Origin of the sequence: Enterobacter asburiae (genome assembly GCF_024599655.1) — a bacterium.
Classification (GTDB): domain Bacteria; phylum Pseudomonadota; class Gammaproteobacteria; order Enterobacterales; family Enterobacteriaceae; genus Enterobacter; species Enterobacter asburiae_D.
Window position 1 is genome coordinate 2,279,860 of sequence record NZ_CP102247.1, and the last position, 17,247, is coordinate 2,297,106.

The window sequence follows — 17,247 nt, forward strand, 5'->3', positions numbered from 1 at the left end:
TTCTGTAACGAAAAAACTTGATCTGTATCAACATATGACGCATATTGCGTGCGGTTATTTTTTCGGCTCTGGTATACAGAATGACGTTGTATCAAAAGATGTTGGTTTTTTACGCAATCATGGCTTCCATCTGCGCATTAATTACCTGGTTCCTCTCCAAAGACCGCAAACGTATCCGCCTGCTCAGCGCTTTTCTGGTGGGGTCAACCTGGCCAATGAGCTTTCCCGTTGCGCTGCTGGTCTCGCTTTTCTGAAGCACGCTTCCATTTTTAAAAGATGAATATGGCATTCCAGATACGATAACTGTATAAATACACAGTGCATCGTAAAAGGAGTGCTTATGAACAGTTTTTACTCGCAGCAGGCCGGTTGTACCGTGCGCTGGCATGACCTGCCCGGCACCGGCGATCCCGTTGTGTTCATCCACGGGCTGGGCTGCGCCTCTTCCTATGAATATCCCCGTGTCGTTCATGACCCGCTGTTTGGCTCGCGCAGAGCGATTCTCATCGATTTGCCCGGCAGCGGCTACAGCGACAAGCCTGAGCACTACAGCTATAAAACTACCGACCAGGCGCACGTTGTGGCGGAGCTGATTGACCACCTTAAGCTGGATGCCTTCTGGTTATACGGCCACAGCATGGGCGGCAGCATTGCTATCGAAACGGCGGGGCTGCTGGCAACGCGCGTGAAGGGGCTGATGGTGTCAGAGCCCAATTTTCATGCGGGTGGCGGGATGTTCAGCCGGTCTATTGCAGCGCAAACCGAGCAGCAGTTTCTGAACCAGGGCTATGACGCCATGCTCAGCGCGGAAAAAACGGCGTGGGCGGGGTGTCTGCAGAGCAATGCGCCGTACGCCGTCTGGCGGGGCGCATCGAGCCTGGTGGCGGGCGTGGAGCCCGAATGGGAAGCGCAGTTCCTGTCACTCCCTTGCCCGGTAACGTTGATTTTCGGCGAGCTGTCTCTGCCGGATGACGATGTGGACAATCTGAAGCAAAAGGGCGTTGAGGTAAAAATCATCCCTGCGGCGGGGCATTCAATGTCGTGGGAAAACCCGTCTGCGCTGGCAGAGACGTTAGCCGGGTGTATGGCAGTGTGATTATCGTGCAATTTATCATCGTTGCGAAATGTAGGCCGGGTAAGCGCAGCGCCACCCGGCAAGAAATGCGGCTACATTGTTAATCAGCGTTTAGCGTAATAATGCGTGCAAGGCCTGACGAGCGTCATGCTGAACATCATGCGGGTGCTGGTAATCAATGTTCTCTATCGCGCGGCTATAGAGGGCGACCAGCCAGTCGTAAACGTACGCGGTGGCCGCATGCACAGGCTGTTCCCCCAGGCGCGTCAAGCGGGGCTCGGCGCTGCTGACCACCGGCGTAACGAAGATTGCCTGGCCCTTGCGGATGCGGCTTGCCGGACGTCCCGCCACGGGCGTCTGGTCGTAACCCAGCCAGCCAATGAAATTGCCCATCACGGCATGCAGCTGTGCAGCGCTGCTTTTATCCGCTTCGACGATACGCTGAAGCTGTTGAGGCAGTTCAAGCCGGTAGCTGGTGACCACCAGGACATCCGCGATTTGCTGTAACACCGCAGGTTCCAGCCCAAGACGGGCGGCCGCGGCCTCATTGCGGCTCCACTGGCGCAGATGATTTATCCAGACTCTATGCGCCAGCCGCGCTTTGTCTTTTGTCTGGAACAGGCCGTTGCTTTCCTGCGCATTCTCGGCAAACAGGTCAATGGTGTCCGTAAACAGCCCGTTCACCTGCTCCTCGCGAGGCTGCTGAACGGCGAGCAGTGTTTCAAAGGCTTTCAGCGGCGGCAGCAGGCCTTCAAGCAGTTCGCCGTGGCGGGCGGCGCTGTTTTGCAACGTGCGCACCATGTTTTCGGCCTGAACACGTCTTGTCCCCGGTTCCTCAACCAGCGGCGCAAGATAGCTTTGCATCAGCGATGAGAGCTCCTGTCGCAGCAGGCCTTTCAGCGTGCTGAGACGCTTGTGTCGCTGCGCGGGCAGCGTGGCCTGAGAGAGCCACTCGATGACGCGCTGCATGCTGTGGCTGTCCAGCGCCTGCAGCGTGCCCCAGCGTAAACCCGGTTTCCCGAGCAGATGCTGTACGGCTTCATCGAGATTCTGCCGGGTGGTAAAGCGAGCGTCGTGAGGGGTAATTGCCCACACCAGACCCGGAAGGGCAGACTCTTCAGCAGGCTGCGTCTCCTTCACCCAGTTCATCAACACTTTTGCTTTTTTGGCCGTCTGTTCGTGCTGCGCCGTCGCATTACAAATCACCAGCACATCAGGCTGAAGCTGCTGACGGTAATGCTCGAGCAGCCACTGGGACTTCGCCTGGCGTAGCGGGTCGGCACGGTTATCTTCAAAAACTGGAATATCAATAATATCGACGTTATCCAGCGCGCCGCTCTCAACCGGCAGCACCAGCTCGCGGGTCAGGAAGGCCAGAACATCGACGGGGATACTGATGGCGTTAAGCATTTCACCGCTATTTAGCGGATGAAGCAGCGTCTCCTGCGCGTCCTGAAGGTCTAACGTGCCGTCGTGCGTCAGGAACCCTTCACCCGGCAGCCCAAAGCTGTCCACCAGCAGGCTAAGCGGGGCAGCAAGCTCACCGGCATGGCTGGTCTGGTGCAGCACATGGGCCAGTTTTAACCACTGCTGGGTCAACTCCTGCTGCTCGCCCCACAGCAGCGACCAGACGCTGGCCCGCGTGCTGAGATCGAGCGAGGGCACCAGCTGGGCAAATTCATGCCACAGGGCATCGTCAATTTGCTGTTTCGCGGCGGGTACGGTGCTTTGCCAGAAGCGGGCAATCGCACCCACTTCCTGACCCGTGATGCCGGGCACGCCCTGCGGCTGGCGCAGCCCGCGCCATTTATCGAGACGTGTCTCAATGACCGCCTTATCCACCGCGCGCATCTGCGGATGCAGGGTCGTGCGGGCAATAAACAGCTGTACCAGCTCGGCCTCGGTGACCAGACGCAGACGCAGCGGGAACGCCTCATCGGCCAGCTCCGGGTTTTCCCGGGTGAAGCGGACGGCCATGTTGGTCAGGGCATGCCCCGGATTGATATGCGAAAAATAGTCAAAGGTGCGCTGGCCCGGCGTCACGTTCAGGCGTCCATTACCGCTGCCGCACAGAGACAACAGAAGGTGTGCTTTCGCGCTCTGCGAATGACCGTACACCCCAATGCTGCTCTGGCGGGTCATGGCGCGTTCAATGGCCTGCTCCCGCGCCTGCGCCGCGTTGATGCGAGCAAGCAGGGCGTCAGCATCGTTATCCAGCACAGGGGCGTTCAGGCGCGTCTCATTAATCCACCCGATTAAGGCCTGAGTGGTGGTCGTCGTCGCTGTCATTTCAGGTATACGCTCCCGCTGTCGATCCAGTAGTGGCTACCGCTGTGTCGGCGATCGGCCAAGGTATTCAGTTTGAAGGTTAATGCGTCAGGCGCAACCGGCGTGCCGTCCTGCAGCCAGGCATCGCTCAGCTCGAAGGCCTCCGGGCCTTCCTGCTTGCCGCCGCCGCAGAGTTTAAGCCGCACGTTCAGCACGCCGTCACCGGCAATGGCTTTCGCCAGTTCGGCCGAGTTAATGCTGAGCGTGTAGAGCGGCGTGGCGGGCCAGCGTGCGTTCGCCAGCTGGCGGAAGCCGAGGGTGACGTTACCGCGCAGCGGGAAGTGCAGACGTGCGTCGAGCTTCGCGCCGGGTTTATCAAGATCGATATCCTGATACCAGACGTTTTCCTCGCGCAGGGTATTGACGGTGTTATCCAGCACGCCGAGATACCGCACGGTTGAATACGCGCCAATGTCCGCGGCTTTAAAATTGAAGCGCGGCAGACGTAGGTCGAGCGCCAGGCTGCAGAGCATGGCTCCCACCGCGGCCGTCGATTTCGGGTTGCCAATGCGCCCCTGCTGGCTGAACGGATACCACTCGTGCACCTGGTATTTATCCAGCCAGACGATGCGATTGACCGGCACCGGCTGCAGATGACGAATGAGCGCCTGAACGCCAGGCAGGCAGCCGGGGCGTCCGGTGATCAGCAGAATATCGCAGCTGTAATGGGATATCGCCTCACACACCGCGTGGAGCGGTGAGGCCAGCGTAAACTGCCCGGCCAGCATCGCATCCTGCATTTCGCGGAAGTTCACGTGAAGCGGCACCGCGAACAGGTCAAACGCGTCTGAACCCGCCGGCAGGGCATGATCGATCGCCTGCTGCAGGTAATTCATTACGTTACGGGTCGGCTTCTGCGGCAGGAGATCGCCAAAGGTGGCATGCAGACCGGCCAGCGGATCGTCAACGTCGCTCGATTCCCACGCGGCAAGAATGGCGTGGCCAATCGGCATAAAGAGCTGAAGCGCCGTCTGCTGACGGAGTACCGCCTGGGTATCGATGCGCCCGGAGTCGCCGAATAGTGACGCCATCAGCAGCGAGGCGTCCGCGATACCGGATTTCTGCAGCTGCGTTTGCAGGGCAGGTAACACGTAGCGCTGAATCACGTCCAGAAGCGTATCGTCACCCGCGACCTTAAAGCCTTCACGGAACAGCAGCTGCGGGGTGATCTTGACGTTATTGCCGAAACCGTCATCCAGCTGATAATGGGTGATCGCCATATCCGTTGTGCCGCCGCCGATGTCGATAGACGCGACGCGCAGCGCGCGGCCCGGCTGGCTACCCGGCTCTGGCTCACGGTCCGGGCGGGCCAGGGAGGCGAAGAAGGCTTCGGTCTGACCGCCAAAGCGGGAGATCGCTTCGTTATACAGCCAGACCAGTTGACCACAGCTGGCTTCATCCCACTCCATCTGGATTTCAGGCACCGGCACCACGCTTTTATCCTGCTGCTTGCGGGTGACAAAATCCTCATCCTGCGGGTGCCATCCCATCGCTTTCCAGACGATGGCGATGGCTTCGAACATGCGGCGACGGAAAATCTCGCGCTCCTGCTTTGGCATGGCCGAGGGCAGGGTCAGGATCAGGGTGCGCAGCTGGCGCGGCGACGCCGGGAAGCCCAGACGCAGGCGCGTGGCGACGCTGTTGATCTGCCCCAGCGCCTGCGCCAGCAGCTCGCACAGCATGTGCGTCATCAGGGTGCTGCGGCTGTACTGCGGCGAGAAGACCGGCAGCCGCTCGTCCTGCGGCAGCGTGAAGAGCGGCTCTCCGTCATCGTTCATCAGGTTCATCAGCGGAAACGCGGTGGCAAGCGGTTCACGCTGGGTTTTGCTGTTCATCTGGCTAAAGCGCCAGTCCTGCACGACCGGCGTTTCATCCCACAGGTAGCGGCGCGGGCTGGAGATGCCGCTATTGCCTTCCGTTCCCAGACGCTGCATCGCCAGCTTGCGGGCTTCATCGCCGACGCGAACAATCGACGGCCAGACGAAGGCGTCTTCGCGACCGCTTTCAACCGAGAAGTGCTGCTTGCCAAAACGCGCTTCCGAAAACTCGAGACGGCTGGTGAACAGCGGCTCGTTCAGGAATTGCGGCTCGCTTAACGAGCGTACCTGCAGCTCGGCGGTCTGGCGCAGCCCATCGTTGGCGTCGCCGTGGTCTTCAATAATGACGCCGCAGGTGTGGGTATTGCCTACGTCGAGGATCAGGTCGACCGGAATGGCAGGGGTGCTGAGCGTATGGGTTACAAATTTCACTTCCGGCACGGTGAGCTGTTCACCGAGCATGGTCATCAGGTTGAGCCAGTGGGCCTGGTATTCAAAACCGCGCATCGCCTGCTGGAGATCGCGTTCTGAGCGGTTTTCAACGCCGTCGGCATACTGGGTAAATGCCTCGCGCAGCCAGCCGTCAATCCAGGTCTGGTCGAGGAAACTTTCAACCTCATTGTCTCGCCAGGCCAGCGCGAAACGGGTCCCGTTCAGAATATCGTTTTCAACCGGGGACAGGGCTGACGTGGCGTGTTCAGCAATCTGGCTGTCGAGGGCGAGGGTCACGCGGTGCGTATTGCCTGCCGTATCGGGTGTATCCAGCCTGCGCACCTGAACGCGTGCCCAGTTATCCGGCCCCTCAACAAAGGTTCGCGGTGGGTTGAAGCGCAGGAACGGAACCGGAAGCCAGACGCCGTCCAGCACCGTCAGAGACTGATGCAGCGGGATGGTGGTTTCCGGTTTGACCACTTCAGGCTGCCCGCCGTTCGTTCCCGGCACGGTATAACGTCCGTTGACCAGGTCGAAATCGAGTCGCAACAGCGGCCCGTTCGCGGTTTTACGTACGAAGCGCCCGTTGCTGGCGGTGTCCTGCGGCGTCAGACCGAAATCAAGGAACTGCACGCCGCTGTTGGCAATAAGCGTGACGCTTTGTTTATAGTCGCAAAGATTAACCAGCATAGGATCAGGCACCTGCTTTCTTGAACGTCAGTGGGACGACGGTATTGGCATCATAACGAGCGCGACATTCTGCGATATCGCTGGCGCCTGCTTTACAGGCAACCTCCGGCATCGGGTAGCGGGAGCCGTCGGTGCAGCGGGCAGTACCGCGACTTTTAATCATCAGCTCGCCGTTGCTGTGCAGCCCGGAGAAGACCTCCGCGCGGCAGACAACGTTATCGCCATGGACAACCCGGGCGAAACCTTTATTGTTCTGGATCTGATAGCGCATTGACGGCGGCTTGCCGGTGACCGGATCTTTCACGTCGAGAACCGCACGCCAGGTGCCGTTCAGGAAACGCGTCGATCCCGCTTTCACCTGATTCGCTTCCATTACCATGGCATCTTTCGGGATGGCGACAATCACCACCGGAGCGGGCTGTGGCGCAGGAACGGGAGCCGGTTCTTTTTCTTTGCTCGCCACGACTTCAGCCTGATGCAGCGGTAATTTCATTGCCAGCGGCTCAACCGCTTTGATCGGGTTAGGCGCAATCTCGACGGGCTGAGGTGCAGGCGCCGGGGCGGGCTCAGCGGAAGGGGACTGTTTTGGCCACAGCAGCGGTGCGGCAATGGCGGCAACGATTACGGCGGCAACCGGCAGCGTCCACAGGGGAACGCGGCGCTTTTTCGCGACGATCGGCACAGCCGGTTCCTGAACGGGTTGCGCAACGGCCGGGGCTGGCTCAGGCTCATACAGGTCTTCCGGCGTAATGCGCACCACCGTGGAAGGGGCGATCAGCGGCTCGTCGGCGTGTTCAAAGGCCACCAGCGGTTCTGGCTCGGGTTCTGGTTCAGGATCTTCAATGACAACGGGGGCAGGCTCAGGGACCAGCGATTCACGCAGGCAGTCGAGGACATCGTCGCGCGCATTCTCGTTCAGGTTTACAAACCCCCAGAAGCTGATGACCGGCTTTCCGTCTACCAGGAAGAGGAAGTTTTCACCCGGGAACTGAAACGCCTTCGACAGCAGAGAACCAAAAAGCTGCTGCGCGGTTTTGGGGGACTGGAGGCATTTCTTGCTTAACGACTCGATGCTGGCCAGCGTGTTTTCCAGATAGCGCAGGGCGCGATAGCGGTCATCTTCATCGGCCGCTTTCCAACTGGTTACGCTCCCTTCAACAGGGGAATACCAGTCCACGCGGTCACCGCTGTCGTTGACCTGAGGAATAGCCAGACAGTCGACGATGGCCTGTTGTTTGCGCAACCGGAGCGCTTCCCGGATTTGTAACGCTGATTCAAAAACGGCTTGTCCGCCGCCGCCAACGGCCTGAAAGTCATCCAGGTTACCGCTGCGTAAAAGAGTTTTTGCCACGATTTGATCCCATATACTTCTTCACACCGTTACTTTAACGAAACGAGGAAGCAACCAAACGGGGGAAGAGACGCTAAAAGGGCCGATTTCTTGCGGCATAGAAAGTGACGGTTGTGCTTGACGAATAATGGCCCTTAAGGCAAATCACGGTTTAGGGCGCTGGCGGTTAAAACAGCAAAAAACGCGGCTTTAGAATAACCTGATAGTGTTTCGTTATTTGCCAGGTCATACCGCCTGTGCTGTTATTACTGTCTTATATAATAAAACTGTCAGGGTTATAACCATGTCTACAGGGAAAACACTGCTCGCCCTTGCGCTGAGCGCTCTTCTACCAGCCGGTGCCGCATGGGCGGCAAATAACGACACGCTTATTTACTGTTCTGAAGCGTCCCCCGAGTCGTTCAACCCGCAAATCGCCAGCTCTGGCCCGTCATTTGTGGCCAGCTCTCAGGTGCTGTACAACCGCCTGATCAATTTCGACCCGGTGAAAAACACCCCGGTCCCGTCGCTGGCAGAGTCCTGGACGATTTCACCGGACGGCAAGACCTATACCTTTGCCCTGCGCAAAGGGGTGAAGTTCAACAGCAATAAATACTTCAAACCGACGCGCGACTTTAACGCCGATGACGTTATTTTCTCGGTCATGCGTCAGAAAGACCCTAAACACCCGTACCATAATGTGTCGCAGGGCAACTACGAATACTTTAACGATGTCGGGCTCGATAAGCTGATTCAGGACGTGAAAAAGGTCGATGATTACCACGTCCAGTTCACCCTCAGCGAACCCAACGCCGCGTTTCTGGCCGACTGGGGGATGGATTTCGCCTCCATTCTCTCCGCTGAATACGCCGACGCGATGCTGAAAAAAGGCACGCCTGAAAACGTAGACACCTGGCCGATTGGTACCGGGCCTTATGCGCTGCAGCAGTACAAGGTGGATTCGCTGATCCGCTACGTCGCGAACCCGAACTACTGGGAAGGCAACGTGCCGACGAAGCATCTCATCTTCTCCATTACGCCAAACGTGGAAACTCGCCTGGCGAAGCTGCAGACCAACGAGTGCCAGATCATTCCTGCGCCGTCCCCGGTTCAGTTTGACGCGATCAAGAACAACAAAGACCTGACGCTGCACTCGGTCGATGCGCTGAACGTCGGCTATCTGGCGTTTAACACCGAGAAAAAACCGTTTGATAACGTGCTGGTGCGTCAGGCGCTTAACTACGCGACCGACAAGAAGGCTATCGTCAATGCGGTCTTTATGGGTTCCGGTACGGTGGCAAAATCGCCGATCCCGCCAAACATGCTGGGCTTTAATAAAGACCTGAAGGACTACAGCTACGATCCTGAAAAAGCGAAAGCGCTGCTGAAGCAGGCCGGGCTGGAGAAGGGCGCGGAAGTCACGCTGTGGTCAATGCCGGTTCAGCGTCCGTACAACCCTAACTCACGCCGTATCGCGGAGATGATCCAGAGCGACTGGGCCAAAGTTGGCGTGAAGGCTAAAATCGTCTCCTACGAGTGGGGCGAATACCTCTCCGGAATGCGCAAAGGCGAACATGACTCCGCGCTGTTTGGCTGGATGTCCGATAACGGCGATCCGGACAACTTTGCCGACGTGCTGCTGGGCTGCAACAGCATTAAAACAGGCTCCAACGCCGCGCGCTGGTGCGATAAAGGTTATGATGCTCTGGTGCAAAAAGCGAAGCTGACCAGCAGCCCGGCCGAGCGTGCGAAACTCTACGGCCAGGCGCAGGAGATTTTCTATCAGCAGGCACCGTGGATCGCACTGGCAAACGGGAAAACGTTCTATGCAACCCGCAGCAACGTGACCGGCTATAGCGTGAGCCTGATGGGCAGCGATTTCTCCAAAGCGAAACTGAACTAAGCGTTTTATCGCCGGGTGGCGGCTACGCCTTACCCGGCCTACATTTGGACCCCGTAGGCCGGGTGGCGGCTACGCCTTACCCGGCCTACATTTGGACCCCGTAGGCCGGGTAAGGCGTAGCCGCCACCCGGCAATTAACAAGGAGTGACAATGTCACATTTAAACGACGTTACCGCCCGTGTGGATGCCGCCATCGAAGAGAGCGTGATTACCCACATGAATGAACTGCTGATTGAATTAAGCGATGACGCAGAGCTTAGCCGTGAAGATCGCTACACCCAGCAGCAGCGACTGCGTACCGCGATTTCACATCACGGTAAGCAGCATAAGGAAGAGATGGACGCGCGTGAGGAACAGCTGACCAAAGGCGGCACCATACTGTAACGATCAAAACTGGCGTCGCGCCACCAGCCAGGCCCCGACGACCAGCATCACCGCGCCGCACGCCGGGCCTATCAGGGCGCGCAGCGGAACGCCATTGCTTTTCAGCACGTCCATCACCAGCCCGCCAATCAGCTGGCTTGCCACCAGCACGGCGATAGTCGTCGCCGCGCCAACGTTCTGATACCCGCTAATGCTGGCAAAAACGAAAAATGACCCCAGCAGCCCCGGAATAAGCGTCCACCAGCGTACCGTTGCGGCCAGTTCGCTAAACCCGGCGAAGCCCTGTTTCAGCAGCAGAATGCTGACAAACAGCACAATGCCGACCAGGGAGTTCAGCAGCATCGCGATAAGAATGGTGGAGGAGGACTGGGTGATGCGCACCATTAAGGTGTTTTGCACCACCAGGCCGATCCCCGCCGCCACCAGAAACGCCAGCGTCAGTGACTGATTCATGGGATGGCGTCCGGATCGCTGCGCTCGTCCAGCTGAAGCTGCATAAATGTTAAGTCCAGCCAGCGGCCAAACTTGGTCCCCACCTGCGGCATCTGCCCCGTTGTCACAAAACCGAGCGTTTCATGGAGATGAATCGAGGCATGGTTTTGTGCTTCAATACCGGCCACCATCACGTGTTTACCAATGGTGCGGGCCTCGTTAATCAGCGCGTTCATCAGCGTGCGGCCAATGCCTTTGCCCTGATGAGCCGGGTGGACGTAGACAGAATGCTCAACCGTATGGCGGAAACCATCGAAGGCGCGCCAGTCGCCGAAAGAGGCGTAACCGGTGATAACGCCGTCTTCCTCACTCACCAGAACCGGGTAACCCGCGAGCGTGCGCGCCTCAAACCACGCGATTCGGTTATCGGTATCGACGGTTTTATCGTTCCAGATGGCGGCAGTATGCAGCACCGCGTGGTTGTAGATTTCTCCTATCGCGGCGCAGTCTTCTTTGCAGGCATGACGAACGATCATGATTAACCCTCTGTGTGTTGTTCACTATAGTATTACGTTATTCCTACGATATTACACAATGGCATTGCCCGAACGCTACGGCATAAGCCATATTTTTTTGTTATCAAAAGCCCATTGAAATGCCGTTCATACACTATAGTATGACGTCATGAACACCATAACAGACACGATGAATCAACGGATTAGCGCAAGAATTCGCCTTGAACGCGAGTCTCGCGGATGGTCCCTGAGCGAGCTTGCTGACCGGGCAGGGGTCTCGCGCGCGATGATCCACAAGATAGAACGCGGAGACAGCAGCCCGACGGCCACCTTGCTTGCCCGCCTGTCTGGCGCATTTGGCATCAGCATGTCCACGCTCATTGCCCGGGCCGAAATGCAGGAGGGCAAGCTGCTGCGCCTTGCAAACCAGCCCGTCTGGCGAGACCCGCAGACGCACTACCTCCGCCGCCATGTTTCTCCCCGTACCGATCTGCCCATCGACCTTGTGCAGGTTGAACTGCCTGCGGGCAGCGATGTTCCTATGCCTGCGTCTTCTTACGCGCTGGCACGTCAGCTTATCTGGCTCCAGTCCGGTGAGCTGGTGTTTCAGGAGGGCGACACGCGCCACGAAATGCACGCCGGAGACTGTCTCGAGCTGGGGCCGCCAAATGACTGCCGGTTCATCAACGAAACGAATGAAACCTGTATCTATCTGGTTGTAAGGCTTAACCAGTCTGCCTCGTAATGCTAATGCGATAACGCCGATCGTGAGCCAGGCTGTAATGACATGTGTACCAGAAGGAGATCCCGATGAATCAACCTGTTTCGCAAAATCGCCGCTGGGTACTGGCCTCTCGTCCACAGGGTGCGCCGGTCGCGGAAAATTTTCGTCTCGAAACGCAGCCTGTTCCCGCACCCGTTGAGGGGCAGCTTTTGCTGCGCACCGTCTGGCTGTCGCTGGACCCTTACATGCGGGGCCGCATGAGCGATGCGCCATCCTATTCACCGCCGGTTGAGCTGGGCGCGGTGATGGTGGGGGGAACGGTTAGCCGCGTTGAACAGTCAAATCATCCCGACTTCAAAGCCGGGGAGTGGGTGCTGGGCTACAGCGGCTGGCAGGAGTATGAACTCTCAGACGGCAGCGGCCTGGTGAAGCTGGGCGAAAATCCGTCACACCCTTCCTGGGCGCTGGGTATTCTGGGCATGCCGGGCTTTACCGCCTATATGGGGTTGCTGGATATCGGGCAGCCAAAAGCGGGTGAAACGCTGGTGGTCGCCGCGGCGACAGGCCCGGTTGGCGCGACCGTCGGGCAGATCGGCAAAATCAAAGGTTGCCGGGTGGTCGGCGTCGCCGGTGGTGCTGAAAAATGCCGCCATGCCGTTGAGGTTCTCGGGTTTGACCTGTGTCTGGATCATCACGCGGCCGATTTTGCCGAACAGCTGAAGCGCGCCTGTCCGAACGGGATTGATGTCTATTATGAAAACGTCGGCGGGAAAGTGTTTGACGCCGTGCTGCCATTACTGAATACCTCCGCGCGCGTGCCGGTGTGCGGCCTGGTGAGCGGCTACAATGCGACGGGCCTGCCCGAGGGGCCGGATCGTCTGCCGCTCCTGATGGCAACCATCCTGAAGAAACGCATTCGTATGCAGGGCTTTATCATCGGTCAGGACTACGGGCACCGCATTAAAGAGTTCCAGGAAGCGATGGGACGCTGGGTGCAGGAAGGCAAAATTCACTATCGTGAACAGGTCACGGACGGGCTGGAGAACGCGCCCGAGGCGCTGATTGGCCTGCTTGAAGGGCGTAACTTCGGCAAAGTCGTGATTCGCGTCGCGAGTGACAATAAATAAACAGCAATATGGCGGGGTTTCCCGCCATATTTATTTGTGAAGATACGATATATTGTCTTTAATTAATGGACATGGCATTTCGCGCCCGCATCCCGGATGGGCCCGAAACCAATAAAAAAACAAACTTTGCTTTTTTTGATGTTTTTACGTACTTCCCACCACCAGGCATGACGATACAGGATATATCGGACCAGCGTCGTTTTATTAAAACTGGCGTTTAAAAATAGCATTAAGTTTTAGCTACAGGAATTGAACATGCTTGATTTGGATCACTTAGAAAAAGCCCAAAGGATCAGTCTTACCATGCAAGTTGAACTCAGTTTGAAAGGCGCGTTAATTACGGGCTCCCTCAAACCTGGGGCACGACTGATTACGAAAGAGATTGCCGATAAATTAGGAACCAGTATTACCCCGGTTCGCGAGGCGCTTTTGCGTCTGGTGTCATCAGGGGCGTTACACGCCACGCCCGCGCAGGCATTTCTGGTTCCGGAGGTGACGCTGGAGCGTTATAACGAGATTAACGCCATCAGAAAACAGCTTGAGCCGATGGCGGTTGCCGCAGCCTGCCAGAATATGTCTGAACAAAAGCTGGAGACGTTGCGCAAAATGTCAGAAGCATTCCATGAGGCCATGCGCAACGGAAACGTTCAGCAGGCGCTTCATGCAAATCGCGTCTTCCGCTTTACGCTTTATCAGTATGCGGAAATGCCGACGCTTAATGCCTTAATTGAACAGCTCTGGGTGCGCATCGGGCCGTGCATTAACTATCTGCACCAGGAGCTTAATGACATTAAAGAAGCGACGTATCACTATGACGAGCTGCTTTCAGCCCTGGAACGCCGGGATGCCCACGCCAGCCAGAAGGCGATAGAAAAGTTGATTGATGAAGCGAATACGCTTTTACAGCGACAATACTTTAACTGAGAGATTATTTAACAGAGCGACTATATACCGCGATTAATTATTTATCTGGTGAATAACTCCTGATGGCATATTGCCATCAGGAGCGTTATTTTCTTTATAAAATAAACTTTACTTATTTTTTACTCGAATCGATAAGAGACCGACAGCCCGACCCCGTAGTTACGGCCTGGTGCTGGTTCGTAATAACGCCCGTTGGACTCGTTGACAATAACCGATCCCGCGTACTCTTTATCGAACAGGTTATCGACGCGGCCAAAGACGTCCATGCCCCAGTTGCCGTAGTTGAATTTATACCCGGTGTTCAGCCCGACCACCGTATACGATGGCGCTTTCGCCGTGTTCTCGTCGTCGGCCATGATATCGCTCATATAGCGGACGTCAGAGCCTGCGTACCAGCCTTCCTCCGGCTGCCAGCCAAACGAAGCGTAGCCCATGTTGCGGGCGATGCCCGGCATACGATTACCGTTACAGTCTGCGTCGCTGCAGACGTTGGTGCGGTAGGTCGCGTCCAGGTAGGTCCACGCCAGCTTCAGCTTCCAGTTCTCAGCAAACTGCTGGTCGAGGGAAACTTCCACACCCTGACGACGGGTTTTACCGGCATTTTTATAGCTGGTACGTCCGCCAGAGCTGGCATCCACCACGATCTCATCATCCGTATCGGTGCGGAACAGGGCGGCGGTCACCAGGCCATTGCCAATGCGGGTTTTGCTGCCCACTTCGTACGTGTTGTTGGTGGACGGCTTCAGGCCAATGTTCAGACCGCCCTGGTTATCGGCGCGGTAGGAGAGTTCGTTGATGGTTGGCGTCTCGAATCCACGCCCTGCGGCAGCGTAAAGGTTCCATGCGTCCGTTACCGCGTACTTCACGGAGCCCGCCGGGAGCCACTTGTGGTAGCTCGCGTCACCGCTGTCATCGCCGTTGCCCGGCGTAACGTAATGGTCGTTGGAATCAAACCAGACCGAGCTGTAGCGCACCCCCGCATCCACCGACAGTTTTTGCGTCAGCTGCCAGCTGCTTTGCAGGTAAGGATCGACGTTCCACATCAGGTTACGTTCGTTTCGACGCTTGTCACCCTTCACGCCATAGTCCGGCACGCCGTTGTTCATCACGAAGTTCTCGTATCCGCGACGATCTTCGCTCAGGTTTTCGTAGTTCAGGCCGGTAGTAAACGTCACCGGCACCAGCAGCTCGCCGCGGTGTGTCCAGCGGGTATCGATGCCCTGATAATGACGCTGCATATCAATCACCCCGCCGGAGTGGGAGGCTTTTAGCTGCGGCTGATAGGGAATCGACTGGTACTGCGTCATTTCACGCTCACCGGCGTACATCATCACGCTGAGGTCGTCCTGCGCGCTGAGCTGGCGATCGTAGCGCAGACCGGCCTGGGTCTGCTTGATGGTCTTGCGGGTGTTGTACTGATCGCCGCGCGGAGACTGACGCGGATTATTCTGCCACTCCTGATAGCTCAGCCCGCCCGGATCGTTGGCCTTCATGTCCACGCTGTTGAAAATCAGCGTCAGCTTGCTGACGTCATCAATCCGCACACCCAATTTGGCGTTGGCCAGGTTCTTCCGCGCGCCGCTGTGGTCACGGTAGCCTTTGGTGGTGAAGCGGGTGGTGGAAACGGTGTAATCCACATCGCCCGCGTGGGTGCCGTCACCCATCGCACCGGTGGCCTTCATGCCGTAGCGCCAGGTACCGTAGCTGCCGTAATAGCTGCTGGCTTCAATGGTCGGCGGCTGCTGCCCGGTCTGGGTGTTGATGTTAATCACCCCGCCAGAGGCGTTGCCGTACAGGGCAGAGAAGGGGCCGCGCAGCACTTCAACGCTCTCCACGCTGGAGAGATCGATATTGGAGGTCTGGCCCTGACCGTCCGGCATGGTGGCAGGGATACCGTCGACGTACATACGGATACCGCGCACGCCAAACGTTGAGCGTGCGCCGAATCCACGCATTGAAAGCTGGAGATCCTGAGCATAGTTCTGGCGGTTCTGAATTTGCAGTCCCGGGACGCTGCCGAGGGATTCAGACAGGTTGATGCGAGGCGCGGCGTGGCGCATGTCATCGCCGTTGACGACGCTGACCGCGGCCGGGGTATCCAGCTCCGATACGGTTTGCGGCGTGGCGCTGACGATCATGGTCTGTTCCTCCGCGCTCATTGCGGTTAGCGGCGCGAAAGTAACGGGAACCAGCAGCAGCGGGAGAGAAGCCTTACGGGCAGAAATGATTTTCATGAATAAAACCGGTTGTGGTGTATAAACGAACCAAATGGAACATGTCCATACATGTTAAAGGTTTTGTAAATGTTTTGAAAACTATAACCGCACATTGCGTTAATGAAAGGCGAGACGCGAAAGAAAAACTCCACATTCCTCTCATTAATGATTACTATTCTCATTATCAAAAGGCAATGCCATGACGTTGCCTGCCGGAAGTAATGTCAGCGGAAACCCCTCTTTTCAGAAAAGGAATTGTTATGTCTTTACGTCATCTGTGCTCGCCGCGTCTGAGCCTGTCACTGCTGTCTGCCACTTTACTGCTTGCCGGGACGTTCCAGGTGCATGCCGCCGAAGAGGTGCTGCGTAAAGCGGTGGGCAAAGGGGCGTATGAAATGGCCGTCAGCCAGCAGGAAAATGCGCTGTGGGTGGCGACGTCACAAAGCCGCAAAACCGATAAGGGCGGGGTTATCTATCGCCTTGATCCGGTCACGCTGGACGTGACGCAGGCGATTCATAGCGATCTCAAACCCTTTGGTGCCACTCTCGACGGCGCGACGCAAACCCTGTGGTTTGGCAATACCATCAACGGCGCGGTGACGGCCATCGATGCGAAAACGGGCGACGTGAAAGGGCGTCTTGTGCTCGATAATCGCCAGCGCAGTGAAACCGTCAAACCGCTGCAGCCGCGCCAGCTGGTGGCGGATGACGCGAGCAACACGATTTACATCACCGGTGTTGGCAAAGAGAGCGTGATTTGGGTAGTGGATGGCGCAACGCTGAAGCTGAAAGAGACCATTGCCAATACCGGGACCTACAGCACAGGCCTGGCGCTGGATGCGCAGGCGAAACGCCTCTATACCACGAATGCGGACGGCGAGCTGGTAACCATTGATACGGCCACGAACAAAATCCTGAGCCGTAAAAAAGTACAGGATGACGGTAAAGAGCACTTCTATCTGAACCTGAGCCTCGACACTGCCGGTCAGCGTGCCTTCCTGACCGATTCAAAACAGCCGGAAGTGCTGGTGGTGAGCCTGAAAGACGGCAGCGTGATCGAGAAAATCGCCGCGCCGGAGTCCCTGGCCGTCCTGTTTAACCCGGTCCGCAATGAAGCCTATGTGACGCACCGTGAAGCCGGTAAGGTGAGCGTGATTGACGCGAAAACCTACAAGGTGACCAAAACGTTCGATACGCCGGTTTACCCGAACAGCCTGGCACTCTCTGCCGATGGTAAAACGCTGTATGTGACGGTGAAACAGAAGTCGACTCGCCAGCAGGAAGCCACTCAGCCTGACGACGTCATTCGTATCGCGCTGTAAGATAAAAAAAGGGAAGGCATTTGCCTTC

Annotated in this window: 14 protein-coding genes; 8 read left to right on the forward strand and 6 right to left on the reverse strand. The window is 57.3% G+C overall.

Going from position 1 to position 17,247, the window contains the following annotated elements:
* Positions 1-80: 80 nt before the first annotated feature.
* Together NQ230_RS10770 and NQ230_RS10775 are read left to right on the forward strand one after the other, a co-directional pair.
* Positions 81-254 carry a GhoT/OrtT family toxin gene (locus tag NQ230_RS10770; RefSeq protein WP_013096478.1) on the forward strand — a complete coding sequence of 58 codons (174 nt, stop codon included), beginning with the start codon at positions 81-83 and terminating at the stop codon, positions 252-254.
* Between the two features lie 86 nt (positions 255-340).
* Complete coding sequence (locus NQ230_RS10775) at positions 341-1,096, forward strand: alpha/beta fold hydrolase (protein ID WP_257261134.1); 756 nt, start codon at positions 341-343, stop codon at positions 1,094-1,096.
* A gap of 90 nt (positions 1,097-1,186) precedes the next feature.
* Here NQ230_RS10775 and NQ230_RS10780 read toward each other — a convergent pair whose 3' ends face one another.
* From NQ230_RS10780 to NQ230_RS10790, 3 genes are read right to left on the reverse strand one after another with little or no spacing between them, the layout of a single operon-like run.
* Positions 1,187-3,364 (reverse strand): virulence factor SrfC family protein, encoded by a 2,178-nt coding sequence (locus NQ230_RS10780; protein WP_257261136.1) that lies wholly within the window; start codon positions 3,362-3,364, stop codon positions 1,187-1,189.
* On the reverse strand, positions 3,361-6,342 hold the full coding sequence (locus NQ230_RS10785) for a virulence factor SrfB (RefSeq protein ID WP_257261137.1): 2,982 nt from the start codon (positions 6,340-6,342) through the stop codon (positions 3,361-3,363). Before NQ230_RS10785 ends, NQ230_RS10780 begins: the two co-directional genes overlap by 4 nt.
* A gap of 4 nt (positions 6,343-6,346) precedes the next feature.
* Complete coding sequence (locus NQ230_RS10790; RefSeq protein WP_257261138.1) at positions 6,347-7,693, reverse strand: SrfA family protein; 1,347 nt, start codon at positions 7,691-7,693, stop codon at positions 6,347-6,349.
* A gap of 283 nt (positions 7,694-7,976) precedes the next feature.
* On the opposite strand from NQ230_RS10790, the gene NQ230_RS10795 reads away from it, so the two are divergent.
* Positions 7,977-9,575, forward strand: coding sequence for an ABC transporter substrate-binding protein (locus NQ230_RS10795; RefSeq protein WP_193940594.1), 1,599 nt, complete (start codon positions 7,977-7,979; stop codon positions 9,573-9,575).
* A 150-nt stretch (positions 9,576-9,725) separates the two neighbouring features.
* A complete protein-coding gene (locus tag NQ230_RS10800) occupies positions 9,726-9,959 on the forward strand; it encodes a YdcY family protein (protein ID WP_182400666.1) in 234 nt (77 codons plus the stop codon).
* A gap of 3 nt (positions 9,960-9,962) precedes the next feature.
* Here the strand turns inward: NQ230_RS10800 and NQ230_RS10805 are convergent, their stop codons facing one another.
* A complete protein-coding gene (locus tag NQ230_RS10805; RefSeq protein WP_257261142.1) occupies positions 9,963-10,412 on the reverse strand; it encodes a DMT family transporter in 450 nt (149 codons plus the stop codon).
* Positions 10,409-10,927 (reverse strand): GNAT family N-acetyltransferase, encoded by a 519-nt coding sequence (locus NQ230_RS10810; protein WP_213820921.1) that lies wholly within the window; start codon positions 10,925-10,927, stop codon positions 10,409-10,411. The genes NQ230_RS10805 and NQ230_RS10810 overlap by 4 nt, the downstream gene beginning before the upstream one ends.
* 148 nt (positions 10,928-11,075) lie before the next feature.
* Here NQ230_RS10810 and NQ230_RS10815 point away from each other — a divergent pair, with 148 nt between their 5' ends.
* The 3 genes from NQ230_RS10815 to NQ230_RS10825 all read left to right on the forward strand — a co-directional run bounded on the left by NQ230_RS10815 (position 11,076) and on the right by NQ230_RS10825 (position 13,681).
* Entirely contained in the window at positions 11,076-11,651 is a 576-nt protein-coding gene (locus tag NQ230_RS10815) for a helix-turn-helix domain-containing protein (protein ID WP_023311983.1), read from the forward strand.
* 65 nt (positions 11,652-11,716) lie between these two features.
* Positions 11,717-12,757 carry an NADPH-dependent curcumin/dihydrocurcumin reductase gene (gene curA / locus NQ230_RS10820; protein ID WP_257261145.1) on the forward strand — a complete coding sequence of 347 codons (1,041 nt, stop codon included), beginning with the start codon at positions 11,717-11,719 and terminating at the stop codon, positions 12,755-12,757.
* Between the two features lie 255 nt (positions 12,758-13,012).
* Positions 13,013-13,681 carry a GntR family transcriptional regulator gene (locus NQ230_RS10825; protein WP_121423864.1) on the forward strand — a complete coding sequence of 223 codons (669 nt, stop codon included), beginning with the start codon at positions 13,013-13,015 and terminating at the stop codon, positions 13,679-13,681.
* Positions 13,682-13,800: 119 nt separating this feature from the next.
* Here the strand turns inward: NQ230_RS10825 and pqqU are convergent, their stop codons facing one another.
* A complete protein-coding gene (gene pqqU / locus NQ230_RS10830; protein ID WP_257261146.1) occupies positions 13,801-15,915 on the reverse strand; it encodes a TonB-dependent receptor PqqU in 2,115 nt (704 codons plus the stop codon).
* A gap of 242 nt (positions 15,916-16,157) precedes the next feature.
* Here pqqU and yncE point away from each other — a divergent pair, with 242 nt between their 5' ends.
* Complete coding sequence (gene yncE / locus NQ230_RS10835; RefSeq protein WP_257261147.1) at positions 16,158-17,219, forward strand: 7-bladed beta-propeller protein YncE; 1,062 nt, start codon at positions 16,158-16,160, stop codon at positions 17,217-17,219.
* Positions 17,220-17,247 lie beyond the last annotated feature (28 nt).

Excerpts from the sequence above, each read along its gene's own strand:
- NQ230_RS10795 (WP_193940594.1), top strand. The coding sequence starts at position 7,977 with ATGTCTACAGGGAAAACACTGCTCGCCCTTGCGCTGAGCGCTCTTCTA.
- NQ230_RS10825 (WP_121423864.1), top strand. The coding sequence starts at position 13,013 with ATGCTTGATTTGGATCACTTAGAAAAAGCCCAAAGGATCAGTCTTACC.
- NQ230_RS10800 (WP_182400666.1), top strand. The coding sequence starts at position 9,726 with ATGTCACATTTAAACGACGTTACCGCCCGTGTGGATGCCGCCATCGAA.
- NQ230_RS10785 (WP_257261137.1), bottom strand. The coding sequence starts at position 6,342 with ATGCTGGTTAATCTTTGCGACTATAAACAAAGCGTCACGCTTATTGCC.
- NQ230_RS10780 (WP_257261136.1), bottom strand. The coding sequence starts at position 3,364 with ATGACAGCGACGACGACCACCACTCAGGCCTTAATCGGGTGGATTAAT.
- curA (WP_257261145.1), top strand. The coding sequence starts at position 11,717 with ATGAATCAACCTGTTTCGCAAAATCGCCGCTGGGTACTGGCCTCTCGT.
- NQ230_RS10770 (WP_013096478.1), top strand. The coding sequence starts at position 81 with ATGACGTTGTATCAAAAGATGTTGGTTTTTTACGCAATCATGGCTTCC.
- yncE (WP_257261147.1), top strand. The coding sequence starts at position 16,158 with ATGTCTTTACGTCATCTGTGCTCGCCGCGTCTGAGCCTGTCACTGCTG.
- NQ230_RS10810 (WP_213820921.1), bottom strand. The coding sequence starts at position 10,927 with ATGATCGTTCGTCATGCCTGCAAAGAAGACTGCGCCGCGATAGGAGAA.
- NQ230_RS10805 (WP_257261142.1), bottom strand. The coding sequence starts at position 10,412 with ATGAATCAGTCACTGACGCTGGCGTTTCTGGTGGCGGCGGGGATCGGC.
- NQ230_RS10815 (WP_023311983.1), top strand. The coding sequence starts at position 11,076 with ATGAACACCATAACAGACACGATGAATCAACGGATTAGCGCAAGAATT.
- pqqU (WP_257261146.1), bottom strand. The coding sequence starts at position 15,915 with ATGAAAATCATTTCTGCCCGTAAGGCTTCTCTCCCGCTGCTGCTGGTT.
- NQ230_RS10775 (WP_257261134.1), top strand. The coding sequence starts at position 341 with ATGAACAGTTTTTACTCGCAGCAGGCCGGTTGTACCGTGCGCTGGCAT.